Origin of the sequence: Streptomyces odontotermitis (assembly GCF_050510915.1) — a bacterium.
GTDB lineage: Bacteria > Actinomycetota > Actinomycetes > Streptomycetales > Streptomycetaceae > Streptomyces.
Genome location: NZ_JBNJLS010000028.1, coordinates 36,992 through 57,125 on the forward strand (window position 1 = coordinate 36,992; position 20,134 = coordinate 57,125).

The window sequence follows — 20,134 nt, forward strand, 5'->3', positions numbered from 1 at the left end:
CAGCCAGCCGGTGATCCAACCCCGCTCTTTTGTGTAATGGCGTCAACACAGAGCGTGATGAGAGTGTGGCCGCCGCAGATCATCCGTTTTCTGGAGGGCATAACCCATGTCGGTAGGCGAAGAGATCCGTACGGAGACGCCCAGGCCTCAGCAGAGCCTCGGCACGTCGGCCGCGCGGAATCTGGCCACCACCACCAAGTCGGCGCCGCAGATGCAGGAGATCAGCTCCCGCTGGCTGCTGCGGATGCTCCCCTGGGTGCAGGTGCAGGGCGGCACGTACCGGGTCAACCGAAGGCTCAGCTACTCGGTCGGGGACGGCCGCGTGACCTTCGTGAAGACCGGGGACCAGGTGCAGGTCATCCCGGCCGAGCTCGGCGAGCTCCCGGTCCTGCGCGACTTCGAGGACCAGGACGTGCTCGGTGAGCTGGCCCAGCGGTGCCACCAGCGCGAGTTCGCCGCGGGAGAGGTTCTCACCTCCTTCGGCAGCCCGGCGGACGAGGTGTTCCTGCTGGCGCACGGCAGGGTGGAGAAGATCGGCACGGGCCCGTACGGGGACGACACGGTCCTCGGCACCCTCGCGGACGGCTCGTACTTCGGCGAGCAGTCGCTCCTCGACCCGGAGGCCATCTGGGAGTACACCGCGCGCGCGGTGACGGCGGGCACCGTGCTCACGCTGCCCCGCCAGGACCTGGAGCAGGTCGCGGAGCGCAGCGAGTCCCTGCGCGCCCACCTCCAGCAGCTGCGGTCCATCCCGGCGCAGCGCACCAACACGTTCGGCGAGGCCCCCATCGACCTCTCCGCGGGCCACGTCGGCGAGGCCGTCCTGCCCGGCACGTACGTGGACTACGAGTCGGCGCCGCGGGAGTACGAGCTGAGCGTGGCCCAGACGGTGCTGCGCATCCACACGCGCGTGGCCGACCTCTACAACCAGCCGATGAACCAGACCGAGCAGCAACTGCGGCTCACCGTCGAGGCGTTGAAGGAGCGCCAGGAGCACGAGCTCATCAACAACCGCGAGTTCGGCCTCCTGAACAACTGCGAGTACGACCAGCGGCTCCAGCCCCACGACGGCGTCCCCAGCCCGGACGACCTGGACGAGCTGCTCAGCCGCAGGCGCGGATCGAAGCTGTTCCTCGCCCACCCGCGCGCGATCTCCGCGATCGGCCGCGAGTTCAACAAGCGCGGCCTGGTGCCCGAGACCATCGAGATGAGCGGCAACAGGATCCCCACCTGGCGCGGCGTCCCGATCTTCCCGTGCAACAAGATCCCGGTCACCGAGGCCCGGACGACGTCCATCATCTGCATGCGTACGGGCGAGGACGAGCAGGGCGTCATCGGCCTGCACCAGGCGGGCATCCCGGACGAGATCGAGCCGAGCCTGTCGGTGCGCTTCATGGGCATCAGCGAGCAGGCGATCATCTCCTACCTCGTCTCCACCTACTACTCGGCGGCCGTCCTGGTCCCCGACGCCCTCGGCGTCCTGGAGAACGTGGAGATCGGCCGCTGGCGGTGACCTGCGTGTCCGTGGCGGCGCGTGCGGGTACACCGTCCCCGTACGCGCCCACCGGCCAGGGAATCGCCACCGTCCGCATTCCTTCCCGGAGTGAGCTCATGACGGACACGACGGACCTCACACAGGCGGCAGAGATCATGGCGTCGGCGCGCGCGTGCGTCGACCCGGAGCTGCGCCGGGCGATCGAGACCCTGCCCGGCTCGATGCGGCGCGTGGCGCTCTACCACTTCGGCTGGGAACACGCGGACGGCACGCCCGCGGCAGGGCACGCGGGCAAGGCGATCAGGCCCGCGCTCGTGCTCGCCGCGGTGCGGGCCCTCGGCGGGGACACCGCCTGTGCCGTGAAGGCGGCGGCGGCCGTGGAGCTGACCCACAACTTCACCCTGCTGCACGACGACGTGATGGACCGGGACACGACGCGCAGGCACCGGCCCACCGCGTGGACCGTGTTCGGCGACGCCGACGCGATCCTCGCCGGGGACGCGCTGCAGGCGCTCGCCCAGCGGCTGCTCGCCGAGGACCCGCACCCCGCGGCCCCGGCGGCCGCCGCCCGGCTCGCCGCCTGTGTGCTGGAGCTCTGCGCGGGCCAGCACGCGGACTGCGCCCTGGAGCACCGCGGTCCGGACGAGGTGACGCTCGCCGAGTGCCTCACCACGGCCGAGGCCAAGACGGGGGCGCTGCTCGGCTGTGCCTGCGCGCTGGGCGCGCTGTACGCGGGCGCGGGCCGCGAGGTGACCGAGGCGCTCGACGGCTTCGGGCGCCAGGCGGGACTGGCCTTCCAGCTGATCGACGACGTCATCGGGATCTGGGGCGACCCCCGGCGCACCGGCAAGACCGCGGGCGCCGACCTCGCGGCGCGCAAGAAGTCCCTGCCGGTCGTCGCCGCGCTCACCTCGGGCACGGCGGCCGCCGCCGAACTGGCGCGGCTGTACGGGTGTTCGGGCACCCCGGGGGAGATGACACGGGCCGAGGTGGAGCGCACCGCGCAGGCGGTCGAGGGCGCGGGCGGGCGGGACTGGGCCCAGCTCCACGCGGCCGACCGGATGTCCCGCGCGGTCTGCCAGCTGGCCGGGGCGGTCCCGGACCCCGAGGCGGCGGGCGGGCTGCTCGCGCTCGCGGAGTTCGTGACGCGGCGCACGCAGTGACGTGAGGGCGGCGGTGAGCCGATTGCTGGACGAGATGATGACGGGGAAGTGATCATGGCGCGCCCACGTCAGGGCCATAACCGGGGCAAGTGGGCGAAGGCGGGCTAGAACAAGCCGCGACCGACTCCCCTCCTGGAAGGACCCACCATGCCAACTGCCCGCCGAGTGCTGGGAGCCGCGGCCACGGCCGCCCTGGCCCTCCTCGCCGTCCCCACCGCGGCCCACGCCGATGACGAGAACCTGACGACGGTCTTCGTCCCCGCCGGGAGCCAGGTGAACAGCCCGGTCAAGACCGAGCAGCTGCGGTCGGTGCCCGACGCGCTGGAGAAGGTCGTCGGCAAGCTGGCGGTGGACCGCGACGACAAGGTCAAGCAGAAGGTTCTGGGAGGCTGAACCGGTTGTTCTCACGGGCCCCGCATGCATCGCGATCCGGCCATGCGTGCGGGGCTCGTCCCTGTGTGTACGCATCCGGTTCCCGTGTGTAAAGGTAACCCTCTGCGCCGCAACGGCGAGTGGGAAACGTGGAGTTGAGTTGAGCCTGGAGGGGCGGACGGGCGATGTGTGGTCCGATGGCTCGTGAACACCGATTAGCGGAGGCGTTCGTCGTGGCGGCGGACTCCTCGGGGGACGACTTCGACGTCGATGAGTTCCTGCGGGGCGTCTCGGCGCGCTGCGTGGAGCTCCTGGACGTCGCGGCGGCGGGCTTCCTGCTCGTCGATGACGGGGGTGATCCGCACACGGTCGTGGCGTCCGACGAACGCGCAGGGCAGCTCGGCCACTTCACGGTCGAGCGCGGCGAAGGGCCGCTTCTGGACTGCTGCCGCTCGGGCACGGCACGCGTGAACATGGATCTGACCCGGAGCGAAACGGCCGAGGAATGGCCGGACTTCGTCCTCCGGGCCCGGGTGGCGGGGTTCGCCACGGCGCAGGCGCTGCCCCTGCGCCAGCGAGGGCGGCCGGTGGGGGCGCTGGGGCTCTTCCAGACGGGCGGCCCGCTGCACCGCGACGAGATCGCGCTCGCGCAGGGCCTCGCCGACGTGGCGACGATCGCGATCCTGCAGCGACGCTCCCTGGACCGCGGATCGGTGGAGCGCAGCCAGTTGCAGGCGGCGCTCACCAGCAGGATCGTCATCGAACAGGCCAAGGGGATGCTGGCGGAGCGCTGGGGGTGCACGGTCGACGAGGCGTTCATGGCGCTACGGGCCCATGCGCGTTCGCACCGTCTCCGGCTCGCGGAGCTGGCGGCGCGGGTGGTGGCGGGGGAGACCGACACCGCGCGGATCTCCCGCTGAGGGTGCGGGGGGCTCCCGCTGGGTTCGAGCGGATCTCCCGCTGGGGCCAACTCCTCCTGGGGGTAGGGTCGTCCGGCTGATGGCCGGTGAGGCTGTGAGGCTGCCTGGGGAGGAGCTGATGGTGGGGGTGGGACGTCGCGGTGCGCGGTGGGGTGCGGGGGTGCTCGCCGGGTTCCTGGCCGTGGGGGTGGCCGGGTGTGGGGCGGAGGACGGTGCCGGAGGGGGCGCCGGGGGCGACGCCGTGCCGGAGGTGTCCGGGACTCCGCGGGTGCGGGAGAAGAAGGACCTCCCCGAACTGCCGCTGGCGCGCTACGAGTTCAGCCACGACGACTACGCCCGGCAGACGGAGGCCGCGGCCCGGCTGGCCCAGCGCTGCATGAAGAGGTACGGCTTCGACGACGTGCCGTTGTACCCGAAGCCGCCCGGCGGCAGTGTCGTCGGGCTGACGGCGGTGGCCGGGGACCCCTTCGGCCTGCTCGACCTCGGCAAGGCGCGGCGCTGGGGCTATGGGTGGGATCCCGAGCGCGCGGGGAAGGGCCGGGAGGCCAGAACCGGGCGGGCCGCGACGCAGGCGGAGTACGAGGTGCTGTACGGGCTTGGGGAGCGCGGGACCCTCAAGGCCATCGAGGCCCCCAAGGGCCCCAAGGCTCCCAAGAGCCCCGGGGCTCGCAAGAATCCCAAGGTCCCCGAGGGCGGCTGCTCGGGGGAGGGGCAGCGGCGGCTCATGGCGGGCGTCGAGGACGAGAAGCGCCTGACCTCGTACGCGTTCCAGGGCTCCCGGCGGGTCGAGCGGGCCGTCGCGCGGGATCCGAAGGCACGGCGCGCCCTGAAGGCGTGGTCGCAGTGCGTCGTCGACAAGGGCTTCAAGCGGTACGCGCGGCCGTCGGCGGCGTTCGGGGACAAGGCGTGGAGGCGCGGCCAGGACGGCAACACCGAGCACGGGAAGCGGGAGTTGGGCACGGCTGTCGCCGACGTCGAGTGCAACCGTGCGCACAACCTCGCCGGGATCCTGTGGGCCACCAGGGCGCGGGAGGAGCGCCGCGAGATCGCCCGGCACCAGGCCACGTACGACGCGGCGCGGGAGGACCGGGAGCGGGTGCGGGTGACGGTGCGGGGTGTGCTCGGCCGGAGCTAGCCCCCAGGGGGTCGACCCCCGGTCTGCCGTTGGCGGTGGCGGGCCACCGCGTCGTTGTTGGCGCAGCGCACCGAGCAGTAGGTGCGGCGGCCGTTGCGGGAGGTGTCCACGAACGCGAGGCCGCAGCCCGCGCGGGCGCAGCGGCCCAGGCGGTGGGCGTCGGAGAAGCACACGACGTAGGCGAGCCCGGCCGCCGTCAGGGCGCGGACGTGGGCGGCCGGTCCCGTGCCGGGGGCGCTGTAGTGGAAGTGGGCATCGCCGTCGTGCAGCGAGATGTACGGGCGGCTGGAGGCGTCGGCGAGCAGTTCGTTGATCGTCCGGCAGCGGCGGTCGAGCTCCTGTGGCCCGAAACAGTCGGTGAGGCGGCGGGCCCAGTGGCGGAGTTCGGTCTCCTGGGCGGGGGTGAGGCGGTGGTCGGTGATGCCTCGGGTGGCGAGGAGGGGGGACAGGGGCTCGTTGAGACCGTTGCCTTCGGCGCTGTTGCCTTCGGTGCCGGTGCCTGCGGCGTCTGCGGTGTCCTCGGTGGTGCGCACCGCGTTCACCAGGTCCGCGGCCAGGAGCGCGGCCTCGCCTCCGTAATGGTTGAACTGCATAAGGCCATGACATCACGCTGAGCCCATGAGCGCCCCCCTTCGTGACGGGAGCAGCGCCGCGCTGCTCGTGCTGGCCCAGCTCCTCAGCCTTCAACTCGGCTCCGCGGTCGCCAAACAGGCGTACGGGGAGGTCGGTCCGCTCGCGCTCGCGGGGCTGCGGCTCGGGTTCGCGGCGCTGGTGCTGTGGATCGTGGTGCGCCCCCGGATCGGGCGGCTCACGCGGGCGCAGTGGCGGGTGGTGGCCGCGCTCGGTGTGGTGTTCGCGGGCATGAACACCGCCTACTTCCAGGCGATTCAGCACCTGCCGCTCGGCGTCGCGGCCACCCTGGAACTGCTCGGCCCGCTCGCCCTCGCGCTCGCCCTGTCGCGGCGCGTGGAGCACCTCGTGGTGGGCCTGGTGGCGCTCGCCGGGGTGCTGCTGCTCGCGGCGCCGGGCGGGGCGGTGTCCGGGGCGGGGGTGGCGCTCGGGGCGGCGGCCGCGGTGTGCCGGGCCGGGTATGTGGTGCTCAACCGGCGGGTGGGGAGCCTGTTCCCGGACTGGAGCGGGCTCACGGTGGCCCTGGGGATCGGGGCCTGTCTGCTGGTGCCGGTCGCCGCGGTGGCGGAGGGGCGGGCCGTCGCGGCCCACCCCGGCGTCCTGGGCACCGGCTTCCTGGTGGCCCTGCTGTCCTCGCTCGTCCCCTACTCCCTCGACCTGCTCGCCCTGCGCCGCATCGGCGTCCGGGCCTTCGGGGTACTGCTCGCGCTCGGGCCCGCCGTGGGGGCGGGGGTCGGGTTCGTGGTGCTCGGGGAGTCGCTGAGCGTGCGGCAGTTGGGGGCGGTGGTGCTGGTGGTGGGGGCGGGGGTTTGGGCGGTGCGGGGGGCGAGGGGCGAAGGGGAGAGGGGCGAAGGAGAGAGGGTGAGGGGGGAGAGGGTGAGGGGGTGAGGTCAGGCCGGTGCGGGTTCCAGGAGGCTGTCCCGCAGTGCCGTCACCAACTTCTGGTCCACGCCGAGGAGTTCGGTGGCGTACGCCTGTACGGAGCCGTACCGCTCGGTGAGGTCGTCCAGGAACAGGCGCATCACCGCGGCCGGGGCGCGGCCGTAGCCGGGCCAGACCGGGCCGTGGTCGGGGTGGGCGGCGCGCCAGTCGGCGAGGAGGCGCTCCGTGGCGAGTTCGGTGAGCGTGAAGTCCTCGACGATGACGTCCTCCGGTACGCCGAGGAGGGCGAGGACCAGGGCGGCGAGCAGGCCCGTGCGGTCCTTGCCGGAGGCGCAGTGGAAGGCGACGGCGCCCTCGTGCGCGTACGCGATGACGTCGAGGGCCTCGCGCAGTTCCTTCACGCCGTCGTGGGCTACCTCCCCGTAGCGGTCGGCGAGGTAGCGGCCCGGGTCGACGTCGGGGCCGAGGGCGGGCTGGTCGTACGGGCGGTGCTCGATGCTGAGGTGGTGGTAGGCGAGCCCGGGGTGGTCCGGCACCCGGCCCTTCGCGTCGATCTCCCAGTCGTAGCGGAGGTCGATGACGGTGCGCACGTCGAGGTCGAGGTAGCGGGCCCAGTCCGTGCGGTGGGCCTCGTCCGCCGCTGTGTCGGCGGTCAGCTTGCCGAGGGAGTCGGCGCGGTAGAGGCGTCCCCAGCGGAGGGTGCGGCCGTCGGCGGTGGGGTGGCCGCCCAGGTCGCGGACGTTGTGGAGGTGCTCGAAGGGTATGTGTCTGGTGGTCACGTGCGGAACTTTAGGGGGTGGCGGGGGAGTTGGGTCTTTTCCCCGATCCCGCCCCTTCCCGATACGGCGACTCCGTCGCCCCTGACCCCCGTATCGGCCTGGACGGCCTCGTCCTCAAACGCCGGACGGGCTGCAGAGCCCCCGGACGGGTTGGAGAGTGGTGCTCGGGGTCCGTGTGTTTTGCTGGCGGGCATGACGCTCTGCGCCGTGCTGTCCGACCTGGACGGGGTCATCCGGTTCTACGACATGTCCGGTGTCGAGAAGTTGGAGCGGTCCGCCGGGCTCGCCCCGGGGCGTACCGCCGAGGTGGCTTTCGCGCCCGAGAACGACCTGCCGTTGATGCTGGGGCGGATCAGCCGGGAGCAGTGGGTGGGGTCCATCGCGCGGGGGCTCGCCGGCGGCGGGCAGGTCTCGTGGGAGCAGGGGCGTGAGCTGGGCGAGGCGCTCGCCGGGGCCGGGTTCTCGGCGGACGCCGACGCCGTGGCGCTGCTGCGGCGGGCCCGCGCGGCCCGGCTGCACGTCTCACTGGTCACCAACGCGACGCCCTGGCTCGACGAGGACCTGGCCGCGCTCGGCCTCGCCGATCTCGCCGACGACGTGGTCAGCAGCGCGGTGGTCGGCCTCGCCAAGCCCGACCCGCGGATCTACGAGCTGGCCGCCCGGCGCGCGGGCGTCCCGGCCGAGCGCTGCCTGTTCGTGGACGACCGGCAAGAGAACGTGGACGCGGCCGTGGCCCTCGGCATGACCGGGGTGCTGTACCGGGAGCCCGGGGACCTGCGGGATGCGCTCGCTCCCCTCCTGGCATAGGAGTTCCGGGGGGGAGGGGGGAGGGGGGAGGAGGGAAGGGAGGGGGAGGGGGCAGTCCGTTCGGTGATGCGGTGGATCCGGTACGCCACCGTGTTCGGGTGCACGTGCAGCGCCGTGGGCGCACCGGCTGGGGCACCGCCGTGCTGCTCACGCTCCTCGGGGTCCCGCGCACGACCGTCGAGGCGGACTTCCTCAGCTACGTGCACCACAGGGGCTCGGCCTCGACGACGTGACCATCCAGGGGCTGCGCTCCGCCCTGCTCACCCCGTAAGGCCGCCGCAGCACGCCCCTGTCACATAAGGTCCGGCTGGACCGTCAGAGCGATGACGGAACGCGCCGAGGGAATGTGACGGGTGGGGCAGATGGACACGAAGAACCCGACGGGTACCGGACACCCGGACGACGCGCTCGCCGCGCGCTTCGAGGAGAACCGCAGCCATCTGAAGGCCGTCGCCTACCGCATGCTCGGTTCGCTCAGCGAGGCCGAGGACGCCGTCCAGGAGGCGTGGCTGAAGCTCAGCCGCGCCGACACGGGCGGCGTCACCAACCTGGGCGGCTGGCTCACCACCGTCGTCAGCCGCGTCTGCCTGGACATGCTGCGCTCCCGTACCTCGCGCCGGGAGGAGCTCCTCGACACGCACGTGCCGGACCCCGTCGTCCGGCGCGCCGCCGAGAGCGCCGCCCCGCCCGTCCTCGACCCCGAGGAGGAGGCGCTCCTCGCCGACTCCGTAGGGCTCGCGCTCCTGGTCGTCCTGGACACGCTGGCGCCCGCCGAGCGGCTCGCGTTCGTCCTGCACGACATGTTCGCCATGCCCTTCGACGAGGTCGCGCCCATCGTCGAGCGCACCCCGGCCGCCACCCGGCAGCTCGCGAGCCGTGCCCGGCGCCGGGTCCGGTCGACGGCCCCCGAGCCCGATCACGCGCGCCAGCGCGAGGTGGTCGGCGCCTTCCTCGCGGCCTCGCGCGGCGGGGACTTCGACGCCCTTGTCACGCTGCTCGACCCGGACGTGGTGCTGCGCGCGGACAGCGGTGCCCTGGAGCCGGGCGGCTGGTCGCGCCTGGTGCGCGGCGCTGCGGACGTGGCGCGGCAGGCGGCGGCCTTCGGCCGGTTCGCGCACGAGCCGCGCCTCGTCCTGATCAACGGGGTCCTCGGCGTCCTGTCGCTGGCCGACGGCAAGCCGCAGTCGCTGATGGACCTCACCGTCGTGGACGGCCGCATCGTGGAGATCAACATCCTGGCGGACGCGGAGCGCCTCGCCGCCCTGGGGGTCCCGGAGGTCCTGGCGGACTGAGGGGCGCATACGGTCGGTGGGGTCACCGAAGTCCAGGAGAGCCGCCATGAACCCTCGCCCCGCCGACCTCTCGTACGCCGAGGTGGCCCAGGCCCGTACCCGCGTCGCGGGCCACACCAGGACCGTGACGGTCTCGCCGTCCGACCACCTCGGCCCCGACCACCTCGGCCCCGACCACCTCGGCCCCGACCGCTTCGGCCCCGGGGTCCCGGCGGGTGCCGAGGTCTTCTTCGCCCACGAGTACCTGCAGCACACCGGCTCGTTCAAGGCCCGCGGCGCCGCCAACTTCGTCTCCGCACACGCGAGTTCGGGCACGCTGCCCCCGGCGGGCGTCGTCATCGCGAGCGGCGGCAACGCGGGGGTGGCCTGCGCCTGGGCCGCCCGGCGGCACGGCGCCGTGGCCACCGTCTTCCTGCCCACCACGGCCCCCGCCGTGAAGGTCGCCCGGCTGCACGCCTTCGGCGCGCGGGTGCGGCAGGTCGGCAGCGAGTACGCCGAGGCATTGGAGGCGGCACGCAAGTACGCGGCGGAGTCAGGGGCGTTGGAGAGCCACGCCTACGACCATCCGCTGATCGCCGCCGGAGCGGGCACCCTCCTGGAGGAGATCCGGGAGGCCCGCCCCGACGTGGACACCGTCGTCGTGGCCGTGGGCGGCGGCGGGCTCTTCGCCGGGGTCACCGCCGCGGCCCACCACCACGGCATCCGCGTCGTCGCGGCCGAGCCGGAGCACTGCCGTGCCCTGAACGCCGCGCTCGCCGCCGGGGAACCCGTCGCCGTCCCGGTGGACTCGGTCGCGGCCGACTCCCTCGGCGCCCGCCGCGCCACCCCGCTGGCCCTGGACTGGGCCCGCCGCACCGACTCGCCCTCGGTCCTCGTACCGGACGAGGCGATCGTCGCTGCCCGCCAACTCCTGTGGGACCAGCACCGGTTGGCCGTGGAACACGCCGCCGCCACCGCGTGCGCGGCCCTGCGCACCGGCGCCTACGCGCCCGCCCCCGGGGAGAAGGTGTGCGTGGTGCTGTGCGGTGCGAACACGGACCTCAGCGACCTGATGACTCCGCGGCCGTCTCAGTAGCAGCCGCGTCAGCCGTGGCCCCGCCCGCCGACCTCGCCCGCCGCCGGCTGACCCAGACCGTGAGACCGGCGAGGCCGGCCAGCGTCAGGGCGGCCACGGCCAGGCCGAGGGCCCCGGGGTTGACGTAGCCCGGCACCCCCACGTCGTACGTCGCGCCGCCCTTCACGTGGCAGCCGAAGCGCAGCGGCAGATAGGTGGGCCGGTAGCCGTCGATGTCCCCCGCGTGCGCGGGCCCCACCGCGTCCTGGCAGGCGTCCGTGCGCGACGTCTCGTCGAAGGTCATCAGGTGCACGGCGCCCCAGGCGTACAGGGCGATCGCCCCGGCCCCCGAGAGCGCCGCCGTCGCGCGCAGCCACACGGCCGGGCCCGCCAGGGGGAGGCCGTGCCGGGTCAGGGTGGTGCAGGCGTACACGCTGAGCGAGGTGGCGAGGATGAGGCCGAGCAGGGCGATGCCCATCAGGCTCATCCAGTCGTGGCCGTCGAACGGGTCGGTCGTCATGAGTGGGGAGCCCCCCGCTCCTACCGGTGAATGAGTCGCCCGAACTTATCAGGGCCGGTCATCGCCGCAGGAACTTCGCCACTGTGAGAAAACGGACGGGGGCCGAGGGGAACTCAGGCGTCGATCACGACATCCGACACCGGCACCGACTGACACGTCAGGGCGGCCCCGTCCGGCAGATCCTCCGACGGCGTCACCAGATGGGCGACCTCGCCCTCGAGCACCCCGCACGCGCAGCTCTCGCACTGGCCGACCCGGCAGCCGCTGGACATCCGCACGCCCGCGCGCTCGCCGAGGGCCAGCAGGCTCCCGGAGTCCTTGGTCCACGTCACCTCGCGGCCCGAGCGGGCGAAGCGCACCGTGAACTCCGCGCCGTCCGGCAGCTCCACCTCGCGGCGCGCGGCCCGGAACCTCTCGCTGAAGATCTCGAAGCGCGGCACACCCCGTGCGCGCAGCCCCTCGGTGAGCGCATCGAGCATCGGCGCGGGTCCGCACAGGTAGAAGCGGGCGCGGCGGGCGATCAGGTCCGGGGAGACGGCGTCGACGGTGATGCGGCCCGCACGGTCGTAGTCGCGGCCGCACACGTCCCCCGCGCCGGGGTCCGAGTAGTGGTCGATGATCCGCAACGCCCTTATCCGGCCCTGGAGTTCCCGCAGCCGGTCCCGGAACGGGTGGTCGGCGGAGCCCGCCGTGCCGTAGTGCAGCACCACCTCGGGGACGGTGCCGCCGGTCGCGGCGAGCGTCTCCAGGTAGCTCATGAAGGGCGTGATGCCGATGCCGCCCGCGAGCAGCACCACGGGGGTGTCGGCGTCCGTGGGGATGCTGAACACCCCGCCCGGCTGCGCGAGTTGCAGCCGGTCGCCCGGCTGCAGCTCCTCATGGACGTACGAGGAGAAGGCGCCGTCGGGGAGGCGGCGCACGGCGACTTCGTACGCGGTGCGGCCGCCGTCGACGGCGGGGCCGGTCAGCGAGTAGCTCCGGCCTTCGGCAAGAGGGGTGCCTTCAGCCAGGGGGGTGCTTTCAGCGAGGGGGGTGCCTTCAGCCAGGGGGGTGCTTTCAGCGAGGGGGGTGCCTTCGGCGAGGGGGGTGCCTTCGGCGAGGGGAGTGGAGGCGCCTTCCGCGCCCTCGGCCCGTACCGTCACGTGCTGCCCCGGCCGGTAGTCCGGCAGCGGCCCGCCGTCCACCGGCTCAAGGCGCAGCGTGCGCACGCCCCGGGCCTGGTCCGCGACGGCGGCCACGGTGAAGGGCCGCGTGCCGCTCCACGAGCCGTCGTCCGGTGCCGGGCGCACCTCGCACACGGCGGACCGCAGCGGCACCGAACCGCTCAGCGGGTCGGTCGTCTCGTGCCCGACCAGCAGGTTGAAGTTGCTGCCGAGGCCGCTGACCGGGTCCGCGCCGGGCAGGCCCAGGTCGGGGGCGTCCTGCCACCAGCCGTACTCGCCGACCACCACCGACGGGTGCAATGACTCGTCGAAGCGGGCCCGCAGACGGATGGAGCCGCGCGGCGTCGACACGTCCACCCACTGCCCCTCCCGGACGCCGCGCGCGGCCGCCGTCCGCGGGTGCAGGTCCACCGACGGGTCGGGGGAGCGGCGCCGCAGCGAGGTCAGGGCGCGCTGCTGGCTGTGCACGAAGTAGCCGTGCTTGGCGCAGGTGAGGACGAGCGGGTGTGCGGAGTCGGGGGCGGCGGGGTCGCGGTGCTCGGGCACGGCCGGGTAGCCGTGCTCCAGGAGCCGCTCCGAGTAGAACTCCACGCGCCGGGTCGGGGTGTTGAAGCCGGTGACAGTGGTGACAGCAGTGACAGCAGCGGAGTCCGTGGAGTCCGTGGAGCCCATGGCATCCGTGTCGCCCGTGACACGGGTGACGCTCGCGGCGTCAGGGGCGTCGCTGCCGTCCGCCGTGGGCCGCGCGTACTTCTCGTACGCCTCCGGCCGGGGCACCCGCACCCCGCCCGGGCGCCCGCGCAGCTCCTCGGCGGTCAGGCCGAGCGGCTCCAGCTGCCAGTCCCAGGCCGCCTCGACGTCCCCGCCGAAGAACAGCTCGCCCATGCCGAGGCGGCAGGCCAGGTCGAAGACGAACTCGGTGTCGGAGCGCGACTCGCCCTGCGGCGCGACGACCCGGGGCCGCAGCTGCACCTGCTCCTGCGCCCGGTGGCTCACCTCGAACCCGAAGCGCAGCGCCTCCCGTTCGTAGGCGCTGTTCACCGGGAGCACGATGTCGGCGCTGGCGCTGGTCGGGTTGTGGAACAGGTCGAGGTGCACCTGGAAGTCCAGGGCGCGCAGGGCCCGCGCGGTCCGCTCCGAACCCGGCTGCGCCACCACGAGGTTGGACCCGAAGGCGATCAACGCCCGTACGGGATAGGGACGGTGCTCCTCGATGGCGCGGCACAGGTCGCCCGCGTTGATGTACCCGGAGGCTTGCGGGCCGAGCGGGTGCCGGTCCAGGCCGAGGGCCTTGGCGCGCTGCTCGGGGGCGAACTGGCCGGGGTTCGAGGCGGGCCGGAAGGGCGGCGGGGCCACCACGTGGTTGCCGCCGCGCCGGTCGAAGGACCCCGTCAGGGCGTACAGGGTGGCGAGGGCCCGCTCGGTCTGCGCGGCGTTGGCGCTCTGCCCGACGCCGGTCCAGCCGTAGTAGGTCACCGACCGCGCCCGGCCGATCTCCCCGGCGAGCGCGCGGATCTCCTGCTCCGGGATCCAGGTGGTGCGCGCCACCCGCTCCACCGGCCACGCGGCGCAGGCGTCCACGTACGTCTGGAAGGCGGGCACGCACGCGAGCGCGCTGCCGTCCGCGAGGGTCACCTGCCGCGTCCCGCGCAGCGCGAACCGCTCCGGGCGTACGGCGGCGGCGTTCGTGTCGTACGTGACGGCCGCCCCCGCCTCCTCGTCCCATACGGTGAACTCGCCGCCGGACAGGCCCAGTTCCGCTGCGCGCAGGAACCGTCCGCTGTCGGTGCGCACCAGCAGCGGCGCGTTGGTCCACGCCCGCACGAAGTCCTCGTCGTACGCCTCGTCCTCGATCAGCAGCCGGGCGAGGCCGAGGGCGAGCGCGGCGTCCGTGCCGGGCCGGACCCGCAGCCAGTGGTCGGCCTGGAGCGCACTGGTGGAGCGGCGCGGGTCGACGACGGCCAGCTTCATGCCGCGGGCCTGCGCCGCGGAGACGGCGGCGGACTGGGCCAGCCACGTCTTGGCGGGGTTGAAGCCCCAGAGCAGGGCGAGGTCGGCGTGCGCGTAGTCGGGCGGCGGGATCGGGCAGCCGAACGTGAAGGCGTGCGCGACGTCCTTGTGCCAGTTGCAGATCTCGGCGCTGTAGACGGTGTTGGGGCTGCCGAAGTGGCGGACGAACCGCTCGATCCACTCGGTGGCGTCCGACACCGAGGTCCCGCTCGGCGTCGCCACCCCGAAGGCCACGGCCTCCGGCCCGCTCTCCTCGGCGATCCGCCCGATCCGCCGGGCGATCTCCGTCATCGCCTCGTCCCAGGAGATCGGCTCCCAGCCGGGGTCCGGGTCGGACTTGGGCCGGGTCCGCCGCAGGGGCGTGGTGAGGCGCCGGGTGCTGTGCGCGAGCTCCGCCGCGGACCGGCCCTTGGGGCACATCGCGGTGCCCGTGGGGTGCTCCGGGTCGGGCCGTACGCCGGTGATCCGGCCGTCCTCGACAGTGAACACGGCGCCGCAGCGGGACTTGCAGAGGGTGCAGAACCCTCGTATCTCCTCGGCGGCGGCCGACTTCTCGTGGGCCTCTTCGACGGGCACGGGGACCTCCGGACGCGTGCGGCGGCGTTGCTGCTGTCCCTACCCGGAGGGACCTCTCCATAGGACACCCGGATGATCGATCATCCGAGCCGCCGAAGGTACCTTTCGACGGGCCGAAGGCCCTGTATCGGCCACGGTGGCGTCAGGGCTCCGACAGATACGGGACATGTCCAGAAGAGGCCGCCGATGCCCGTGGGAAGCTCTGGCCATGACAGCCGGGGCCCCGCAGGATCAACTGGACGCACTGCTCGCACACGCCCGCACGATCCTGCCCGACGTGATCGACCTCCGCCGCCGCCTGCACCGCCACCCCGAGCTGGGCCTGCATCTGCCCCGCACCCAGGAGGCCGTGTGCGAGGCCCTGGCGGACATCGGCCTGACCCCGGTGCGGGGCAAGGCGCTCAGCTCGGTGACCGCCACGATCGACGGCGCCGCCCCCGGGCCGACCGTGCTGCTGCGCGCCGACATGGACGCCCTGCCCCAACAGGAGGAGACGGGGCTCGAGTTCGCGTCCGAGGTGGCGGGCCACATGCACGCCTGCGGCCACGACATGCACACCTCGATGCTGGTCGGCGCGGCCCGGCTCCTCGCCGCGCGCACCGAGCGGCTCGCGGGCCGGGTGGTCCTCATGTTCCAGCCCGCCGAGGAGTCGGACGGCGGCGCGCTGCACATGATCGACGAGGGGGTCCTGACGCCGCCCGGCGGCGACCCGGTGGAGGCGGCGTTCGCCCTGCACGTCACCACGCGCTACCCGTCCGGCACGGTCCACCTCCGGCCCGGCCCCACCTTCGCCGCCTCCGACACGCTGCACCTCACGGTGCACGGAGCGGGCGGCCACGCCTCGACGCCGCACCTCGCGCTCGACCCGATACCCGTGGCCTGCGAGATCGTCCAGGCCCTGCAGACGATGATCACCCGTACCGTGAACGTCTTCGACCCGGCCGTCCTGACCGTCGCCCGCATCGACGCGGGCACGACGACCAACATCATTCCCGAGACGGCCCGCATCGACGGCACGCTGCGCACCCTGTCCCCGGAGGCCCGGGCCGCGGTCCTGGACTCGCTCCGCCGGGTCGTCCACAACGTGGCGGCCGCCCACGGCGCCACCGCCACCGTCGAACTCAGCGAGGGCTACCCGCCCGTCGTCAACGACACGGACTTCGCCGCCGCCACCACCCGCTGGGCGACCGCCGCGCTCGGCACGGAGCGGGTGCACCGGCTCGCGGAGCCCTTCATGGGCGCGGAGGACTTCAGCTACGTCCTCGAACACGTCCCCGGCACCATGGCGTTCCTCGGCACCAGGCCCCCCGGCCAGCCCCCGGAGAACGCCCCCGACTTCCACTCCAACCGCGTCGTCTTCGACGAGCCCGCGATGGCCACGGGAACCGCGCTGTACGCGGCGGTGGCATGCGGCCACCTGGCTCGCTGAGGTCCGTCGGGGTCCGCCCTGGCGACTGGCTCCCCGCGGTTTCGTTCCCCGGACCGACCGGGGCGGACGGCGCGGTTCGGTTTCGTTTCCCGGCTAGGTGATGCGGGGCGCCGCCGCGAAGATGGAACCGCGGGATCGCGATGGGATGCCCACGGCCGCCGCCGGGTGATGTCCGCGGTGGCGGCCCCCCTGCGCGAGGGCGCCGCGGCCCGACTCCCCTCCTCGCCGCGCATCCCCTCGCGCGTTGCCGTCCTCCCCGGGGCCGGGGCACGCGGGAGTTGCCCCCGGGCTGGAACTCGCAGGGAGGACGCGAGCCCAGGCCGCGGCGCCGGCTGGCGCCGCGGCCTGGACCGTCCGAGCGGTACCGTGGGACGGGCCTGCCTGGGGCGGTGGAGCGATGGCTTCGCAAGTGTTCGACAGCGACGACATAGAACTGGCCGAGGACTTCTTCTGCCGGGCGTATGCCCGTCTGCGGGTCAGCAGCAGCACGCCGCACCACAGCCGGACGCACTTCCGCCGCGAGTCCATGCCGATGGTCACCGTCGACGAGCTCGATCTGGGTTTCGACATGAGCTACGCGGTGACCCCGCTGGGAAAGTTCTGCCTGTGCCTCGTACACGAGGGGGTCATCCAGGACCACGCCTTCCACGGCGTACGGGACTCCTTCGGCCCTGGCGACATGGTGCTCCTGGCGCCCCCGGACCTCCCGTACGCGGGGCGGATCTCCACCGCCCGCTACAACCTCACCCTCCTGGACCCCGCCCTCCTGGACCAGGTCGCCGCCGGGGACGGCCCGTCCCGCGAGCCGGTGCGGCTGACCGGGCACCGGCCGCACTCACCGGGCGCGGCCCGCCAGTTGACGAACACCGTCATCTATCTGCGCGACCACGTCCTGGCCGACCCGGCCACCGCCGGCGAGCCGCTGATCGCCGCGGCCGCCGGCCAGCTCCTCGCCGCGAGCGTCCTCGCCGCGTTCCCGAACACGGCACGCGTCGAGCCGACGGCCCAGGACCGAAACGACGCCCACTCGGCCACCCTGAGGCGGGCCATCGCCTACATCGACGACCACGCCGACCAGCCGCTGTCGGCCGCCGAGATCGCCGCCGCCGCCCATGTGTCCATCCGCGCCCTGCAGTACGCGTTCCGCCGGCAGCTGGACACCACACCCCTGGCCTACGCGCGCAGGGTGCGCCTCGCCCTCGCGCACCAGGACCTGCGCACGGCGCAGGGCAGCGGTGCCACGATCGAGCGCATCGCCGCACGCTGGGGCTTCGCCCACCCGGGGCGTTTCGCTGCCGCGTACCGCAGGGCCTACGGCGCTGTGCCGTCCGCCGTGCTCCAGAAAAAAACCGCACCCGGACCGCCGTGAACGCCGTGCTCGGCGTAGTGCGGTCCGGGTGCGGAGAGACAGGCGGTCAGGCCTTCTTGGTCTCCCAGAAGATCTTGTCGATCTGGGCGATGTAGTCCAGCGCCTTCTGGCCCGTGGCCGGGTCCGTCGAGCCCTTCGCGGCCGAGAGGGCCTTCAGGGCGTCGTTGACCAGCTGGTGCAGCTCCGGGTACTTCTCGAAGTGCGGGGGCTTGAAGTAGTCGCTCCACAGCACCGAGACGTGGTGCTTGGCGAGCTCGGCGCGCTGCTCCTTGATGACCGTGGCACGCGCCTGGAAGTGCGGGTCGTCGTTGCCGGCCATCTTTTCCTGGACGGCCTTCACCGACTCCGCCTCGATGCGGGCCTGGGCCGGGTCGTACACGCCGCAGGGCAGGTCGCAGTGTGCGCTGGCCTTCACCTTGGGGGCAAACAGGCGGGAGAGCATTGAGCTGTCCTTCCTCGTGATCGTCTTCTCAGGTGGGACATTACTCCGTGAGAGACGGGTTTTCGCGGGTGCCCCCATGGGCTTAGGACAAAAGTCCAGGGCCACACTGGGACTGGTGGAGGATGGAACCGGAGGCCGGACAGGAGTGAGCGGGAGGTTGTCTGATGCCTGAGACCGCGGGGGTTGACGGGCGCGAGACGCGGGTGCCGTTCCAACTCATCGAGGTGGACGGGCCGTCGATGGTGCCGACGCTGTACCCGGGCGACTGGATGCTGGTGCAGCACGGGGCCCGGGTGCGGCCGGGGGACGTGGTGATCCTGCGTCATCCGCTGCAACAGGACCTGCTGGTGGTGAAACGTGCCGTCGAGCGGCGCGAGGGCGGCTGGTGGATGCTCGGGGACAACCCGTACAACACGGGCGGGGACAGCAATGTCTACGGAGTCGTCCCCGAGGAGCTGGTGCTCGCCCGGGTGCGCGGCCGGTTCCGGCCGCTGACGCGGGTGCGGCAGGAGCGGGAGGCCGCGGGCCGGAGTCAGCTGTCGCTCGCCGCGCTGGCCTCCTGGGCCGTGTCCGCGGTGCGGCCGGTGCTCGCCGACCGCTCCGTCTCCAAGCGCTTGCGGGCGCGGTAGGCGGCGACGTTGGCACGGGTCGCGCAGCGGTCCGAGCAGTAGCGGCGGGAACGGTTCGTCGACGTATCGAGATAGGCGTTGCGGCACGGCGCTGCCTCGCACAGGCCGAGCCGCTCCACCCCGTGCTCCGTCAGGTGGAAGGCGAGGCCCATCGCGGCGATGGCCGCGAACCCCGCCGTCGCGTTGGACGAGTGGTCCGCGAGGTGCATGTGCCACAGCGGCCGCCCCTCGTCGTCCCGGTTGTCGTGCCCCGAGATCTGCGGACTGACGGGGAACTCCATCAGCAGCGAGTTCAGCAGGTCCACGGCGAGCGTCTCGTCCCCGCCGTCGGCAGCTTCGAAGACGGCCCGCAGCCGCCCCCGCACGGAGCGGAAGCGCGAGAGATCGGACTCGGTGGCCCGGCGCGCCATCTGCGTATGCGGCCCGAACAGCTCCCGGATCACATCGACCGACGTGAGTGAGTCCTTGTTGCGGCCCGGCTCCTCGGTGTTGACCAGGCGCACCGCGTAGTCCGAGTAATAGGCCAGTTCCACTTGTAGTCCTTACGGGGTCGGGCTAGGGTCAGCTCATCGGCACGTAATGGTCGATCTCAGTATCAGGGTATTACGGAGTGGAGTGTTCCTGATGGCGCACACAGCGACCGACGACGCGACCAACCCGACGGGCACCGACTGGCGCGCCTGGCAGAACAGCTGGGACCGCCAGCAGCAGTGGTACCTGCCGGACCGCGAGGAGCGGTTCCGGATCATGCTCGACATGGTCGAGGCGCTGGTCGGCACCGAGCCCCGCGTGCTGGATCTCGCGTGCGGTACGGGGAGTATTACGGACCGGCTCCTCCAGAGGTTCCCGGACGCGACCAGCACGGGCGTCGACCTCGACCCGGCCCTCCTCACCATCGCCGAGGGCACGTTCGCGGGCGACGACCGCGTCACGTTCGTGACGGCGGACCTCAAGGACCCTTCCTGGACAGCGGAGTTGCCGCACGCCACGTACGACGCGGTCCTCACGGCGACGGCCCTGCACTGGCTGCCCAGCGGCCCGCTCGCCACCCTCTACGGCCAGATCGCCCAACTGGTGCGCGACGGCGGCGTGTTCATGAACGCCGACCACATGCCCGACCCCGCCACCCCGCGCATCAACGCCGCCGAGAGCGCCCTGCGCCACGCCCGCATGGACCGCGCCAAGGCGGAGGGCGTCCTGGACTGGAAGGAGTGGTGGCAGCTCGCGGCCGCCGACCCCGTCCTCGCCGGGCCGACCGCCCGCCGCTTCGAGATCTACGGCGACCACGCGGACGGGGACATGCCGCCCCTGGAGTGGCACGTGCGGACCCTGCGAGAGGCGGGGTTCGGGGAGGCGCGGGGGGTCTGGGGGTCGCCGGCTGATGCGGTGGTGCTCGGGCTGAAGTGAGGCCACCCGCACGGGAGAAGAGCGAAGGGGCGGTACGGGTGTCCGTACCGCCCCTTCGCT

Annotated in this window: 20 protein-coding genes; 14 read left to right on the top strand and 6 right to left on the bottom strand. The window is 73.1% G+C overall.

Going from position 1 to position 20,134, the window contains the following annotated elements:
* Positions 1–106: 106 nt before the first annotated feature.
* The 5 genes from ACQB60_RS41845 (at position 107) to ACQB60_RS41865 (ending at position 5,085) form a co-directional block, all read left to right on the top strand.
* On the top strand, positions 107–1,513 hold the full coding sequence (locus ACQB60_RS41845) for a family 2B encapsulin nanocompartment shell protein (protein WP_496931342.1): 1,407 nt from the start codon (positions 107–109) through the stop codon (positions 1,511–1,513).
* Between the two features lie 98 nt (positions 1,514–1,611).
* Positions 1,612–2,658, top strand: coding sequence for a family 2 encapsulin nanocompartment cargo protein polyprenyl transferase (locus tag ACQB60_RS41850; protein ID WP_496931343.1), 1,047 nt, complete (start codon positions 1,612–1,614; stop codon positions 2,656–2,658).
* 147 nt (positions 2,659–2,805) lie between these two features.
* Positions 2,806–3,051 carry a hypothetical protein gene (locus ACQB60_RS41855; RefSeq protein ID WP_496931344.1) on the top strand — a complete coding sequence of 82 codons (246 nt, stop codon included), beginning with the start codon at positions 2,806–2,808 and terminating at the stop codon, positions 3,049–3,051.
* Between the two features lie 176 nt (positions 3,052–3,227).
* Positions 3,228–3,950 carry an ANTAR domain-containing protein gene (locus ACQB60_RS41860; protein WP_496931345.1) on the top strand — a complete coding sequence of 241 codons (723 nt, stop codon included), beginning with the start codon at positions 3,228–3,230 and terminating at the stop codon, positions 3,948–3,950.
* Positions 3,951–4,068: 118 nt separating this feature from the next.
* Positions 4,069–5,085 (top strand): hypothetical protein, encoded by a 1,017-nt coding sequence (locus tag ACQB60_RS41865; protein WP_496931346.1) that lies wholly within the window; start codon positions 4,069–4,071, stop codon positions 5,083–5,085.
* Here the strand turns inward: ACQB60_RS41865 and ACQB60_RS41870 are convergent.
* Positions 5,082–5,678 (bottom strand): CGNR zinc finger domain-containing protein, encoded by a 597-nt coding sequence (locus ACQB60_RS41870; RefSeq protein WP_496931347.1) that lies wholly within the window; start codon positions 5,676–5,678, stop codon positions 5,082–5,084. The two genes, ACQB60_RS41865 and ACQB60_RS41870, sit on opposite strands and share 4 nt — an antisense overlap.
* Positions 5,679–5,703: 25 nt before the next feature.
* On the opposite strand from ACQB60_RS41870, the gene ACQB60_RS41875 reads away from it, so the two are divergent.
* Complete coding sequence (locus ACQB60_RS41875) at positions 5,704–6,603, top strand: EamA family transporter (protein ID WP_496931348.1); 900 nt, start codon at positions 5,704–5,706, stop codon at positions 6,601–6,603.
* Between the two features lie 2 nt (positions 6,604–6,605).
* Here the strand turns inward: ACQB60_RS41875 and ACQB60_RS41880 are convergent, their stop codons facing one another.
* A complete protein-coding gene (locus tag ACQB60_RS41880) occupies positions 6,606–7,376 on the bottom strand; it encodes a tyrosine-protein phosphatase (RefSeq protein WP_496931349.1) in 771 nt (256 codons plus the stop codon).
* A gap of 192 nt (positions 7,377–7,568) precedes the next feature.
* Between ACQB60_RS41880 and ACQB60_RS41885 the strand changes: the two genes are divergently transcribed.
* The 4 genes from ACQB60_RS41885 (at position 7,569) to ACQB60_RS41900 (ending at position 10,550) form a co-directional block, all read left to right on the top strand.
* The gene (locus tag ACQB60_RS41885; protein ID WP_496931350.1) at positions 7,569–8,183 is read left to right on the top strand and encodes an HAD-IA family hydrolase; all 615 of its coding nucleotides are present in this window, start codon (positions 7,569–7,571) and stop codon (positions 8,181–8,183) included.
* Between the two features lie 98 nt (positions 8,184–8,281).
* A complete protein-coding gene (locus ACQB60_RS41890; RefSeq protein ID WP_496931351.1) occupies positions 8,282–8,416 on the top strand; it encodes a tyrosine-protein phosphatase in 135 nt (44 codons plus the stop codon).
* 129 nt (positions 8,417–8,545) lie between these two features.
* Complete coding sequence (locus tag ACQB60_RS41895; RefSeq protein ID WP_496931352.1) at positions 8,546–9,475, top strand: sigma-70 family RNA polymerase sigma factor; 930 nt, start codon at positions 8,546–8,548, stop codon at positions 9,473–9,475.
* Between the two features lie 46 nt (positions 9,476–9,521).
* On the top strand, positions 9,522–10,550 hold the full coding sequence (locus ACQB60_RS41900; RefSeq protein ID WP_496931353.1) for a serine/threonine dehydratase: 1,029 nt from the start codon (positions 9,522–9,524) through the stop codon (positions 10,548–10,550).
* On the opposite strand, the gene ACQB60_RS41905 is transcribed toward ACQB60_RS41900, so the two are convergent.
* Positions 10,516–11,049, bottom strand: coding sequence for a hypothetical protein (locus ACQB60_RS41905; RefSeq protein ID WP_496931354.1), 534 nt, complete (start codon positions 11,047–11,049; stop codon positions 10,516–10,518). The two genes, ACQB60_RS41900 and ACQB60_RS41905, sit on opposite strands and share 35 nt — an antisense overlap.
* Before the next feature lie 113 nt (positions 11,050–11,162).
* On the bottom strand, positions 11,163–14,798 hold the full coding sequence (locus tag ACQB60_RS41910) for a molybdopterin-dependent oxidoreductase (RefSeq protein ID WP_496931355.1): 3,636 nt from the start codon (positions 14,796–14,798) through the stop codon (positions 11,163–11,165).
* 208 nt (positions 14,799–15,006) lie between these two features.
* Here ACQB60_RS41910 and ACQB60_RS41915 point away from each other — a divergent pair, with 208 nt between their 5' ends.
* Both ACQB60_RS41915 and ACQB60_RS41920 read left to right on the top strand, forming a co-directional pair.
* Positions 15,007–16,227 (top strand): M20 metallopeptidase family protein, encoded by a 1,221-nt coding sequence (locus tag ACQB60_RS41915; RefSeq protein ID WP_496931356.1) that lies wholly within the window; start codon positions 15,007–15,009, stop codon positions 16,225–16,227.
* 397 nt (positions 16,228–16,624) lie between these two features.
* The gene (locus tag ACQB60_RS41920) at positions 16,625–17,596 is read left to right on the top strand and encodes a helix-turn-helix domain-containing protein (RefSeq protein ID WP_496931357.1); all 972 of its coding nucleotides are present in this window, start codon (positions 16,625–16,627) and stop codon (positions 17,594–17,596) included.
* Positions 17,597–17,642: 46 nt separating this feature from the next.
* On the opposite strand, the gene sodN is transcribed toward ACQB60_RS41920, so the two are convergent.
* On the bottom strand, positions 17,643–18,038 hold the full coding sequence (gene sodN, locus ACQB60_RS41925; RefSeq protein WP_384842533.1) for a superoxide dismutase, Ni: 396 nt from the start codon (positions 18,036–18,038) through the stop codon (positions 17,643–17,645).
* A gap of 164 nt (positions 18,039–18,202) precedes the next feature.
* Between sodN and sodX the strand changes: the two genes are divergently transcribed.
* Positions 18,203–18,667 carry a nickel-type superoxide dismutase maturation protease gene (gene sodX / locus ACQB60_RS41930; protein WP_496931358.1) on the top strand — a complete coding sequence of 155 codons (465 nt, stop codon included), beginning with the start codon at positions 18,203–18,205 and terminating at the stop codon, positions 18,665–18,667.
* Here sodX and ACQB60_RS41935 read toward each other — a convergent pair.
* A complete protein-coding gene (locus ACQB60_RS41935; protein WP_496931359.1) occupies positions 18,571–19,200 on the bottom strand; it encodes a CGNR zinc finger domain-containing protein in 630 nt (209 codons plus the stop codon). The genes sodX and ACQB60_RS41935 overlap by 97 nt on opposite strands.
* A 91-nt stretch (positions 19,201–19,291) precedes the next feature.
* On the opposite strand from ACQB60_RS41935, the gene ACQB60_RS41940 reads away from it, so the two are divergent.
* Positions 19,292–20,074 carry a class I SAM-dependent methyltransferase gene (locus tag ACQB60_RS41940; protein ID WP_496931360.1) on the top strand — a complete coding sequence of 261 codons (783 nt, stop codon included), beginning with the start codon at positions 19,292–19,294 and terminating at the stop codon, positions 20,072–20,074.
* Positions 20,075–20,134: the final 60 nt, after the last annotated feature.

Excerpts from the sequence above, each read along its gene's own strand:
- ACQB60_RS41845 (WP_496931342.1), top strand. The coding sequence starts at position 107 with ATGTCGGTAGGCGAAGAGATCCGTACGGAGACGCCCAGGCCTCAGCAG.
- ACQB60_RS41850 (WP_496931343.1), top strand. The coding sequence starts at position 1,612 with ATGACGGACACGACGGACCTCACACAGGCGGCAGAGATCATGGCGTCG.
- ACQB60_RS41855 (WP_496931344.1), top strand. The coding sequence starts at position 2,806 with ATGCCAACTGCCCGCCGAGTGCTGGGAGCCGCGGCCACGGCCGCCCTG.
- ACQB60_RS41860 (WP_496931345.1), top strand. The coding sequence starts at position 3,228 with ATGGCTCGTGAACACCGATTAGCGGAGGCGTTCGTCGTGGCGGCGGAC.
- ACQB60_RS41865 (WP_496931346.1), top strand. The coding sequence starts at position 4,069 with ATGGTGGGGGTGGGACGTCGCGGTGCGCGGTGGGGTGCGGGGGTGCTC.
- ACQB60_RS41870 (WP_496931347.1), bottom strand. The coding sequence starts at position 5,678 with ATGCAGTTCAACCATTACGGAGGCGAGGCCGCGCTCCTGGCCGCGGAC.
- ACQB60_RS41875 (WP_496931348.1), top strand. The coding sequence starts at position 5,704 with ATGAGCGCCCCCCTTCGTGACGGGAGCAGCGCCGCGCTGCTCGTGCTG.
- ACQB60_RS41885 (WP_496931350.1), top strand. The coding sequence starts at position 7,569 with ATGACGCTCTGCGCCGTGCTGTCCGACCTGGACGGGGTCATCCGGTTC.
- ACQB60_RS41895 (WP_496931352.1), top strand. The coding sequence starts at position 8,546 with ATGGACACGAAGAACCCGACGGGTACCGGACACCCGGACGACGCGCTC.
- ACQB60_RS41900 (WP_496931353.1), top strand. The coding sequence starts at position 9,522 with ATGAACCCTCGCCCCGCCGACCTCTCGTACGCCGAGGTGGCCCAGGCC.
- ACQB60_RS41905 (WP_496931354.1), bottom strand. The coding sequence starts at position 11,049 with ATGACGACCGACCCGTTCGACGGCCACGACTGGATGAGCCTGATGGGC.
- ACQB60_RS41915 (WP_496931356.1), top strand. The coding sequence starts at position 15,007 with ATGACAGCCGGGGCCCCGCAGGATCAACTGGACGCACTGCTCGCACAC.
- ACQB60_RS41920 (WP_496931357.1), top strand. The coding sequence starts at position 16,625 with ATGGCTTCGCAAGTGTTCGACAGCGACGACATAGAACTGGCCGAGGAC.
- sodN (WP_384842533.1), bottom strand. The coding sequence starts at position 18,038 with ATGCTCTCCCGCCTGTTTGCCCCCAAGGTGAAGGCCAGCGCACACTGC.
- sodX (WP_496931358.1), top strand. The coding sequence starts at position 18,203 with ATGCCTGAGACCGCGGGGGTTGACGGGCGCGAGACGCGGGTGCCGTTC.
- ACQB60_RS41940 (WP_496931360.1), top strand. The coding sequence starts at position 19,292 with ATGGCGCACACAGCGACCGACGACGCGACCAACCCGACGGGCACCGAC.